Origin of the sequence: Benzoatithermus flavus (assembly GCF_037908215.1) — a bacterium.
Classification (GTDB): domain Bacteria; phylum Pseudomonadota; class Alphaproteobacteria; order Geminicoccales; family Geminicoccaceae; genus Benzoatithermus; species Benzoatithermus flavus.
Genome location: NZ_JBBLZC010000134.1, coordinates 1 through 536 on the forward strand (window position 1 = coordinate 1; position 536 = coordinate 536).

The 536-nt window shown below is 53.5% G+C and carries 1 protein-coding gene; it reads right to left on the minus strand.

The genetic code is table 11. The features are described 5' to 3' along the window. A partial coding sequence (locus tag U1T56_RS24510) for a preprotein translocase subunit SecA (protein ID WP_471683468.1) occupies positions 1 to 536 on the minus strand: 536 nt, incomplete at both ends.

The window sequence follows — 536 nt, forward strand, 5'->3', positions numbered from 1 at the left end:
GCAGCGACTGCATCGCATGATGGAGCAGCACGTGATGCTCCCAGTCGTATAGATTGTCGATGCCAAACGCCCGCTCGATTTTTTGCGCCCCTTCTTCGGTGAGGAAAATTTGTTTCGTCTCCAAAGACCGTTCATACTCTTTTCCTTCTTCGAAGGTGCGGACGATGCGCGCCATAATCGGGAACAATTCGGCTCCGATTCCCGATTTATTGGCGATAATGAGCGGGGTGCGCGCTTCGTCGATTAAAATGCTGTCGATTTCATCGATGATGGCGTAATACAGCGGGCGCTGCACTTTATCTTCGAGGCGGTACACCATGTTGTCGCGCAAATAATCAAAGCCGAACTCGGTGCCGGTGCCGTACGTGATATCGGCCGCGTACGCTTCTTTTTTCTCGCTGGCCGTCATTTGCGACACATTCAGGCCGACGGTTAAGCCGAGAAAGCGGAACACACGGCCCATTTGTTCGCAGTCCCGGCGCGCCAAATATTCGTTGGCCGTAATAATGTGGACGCCTTTTCCAAGGAGGGCGTGC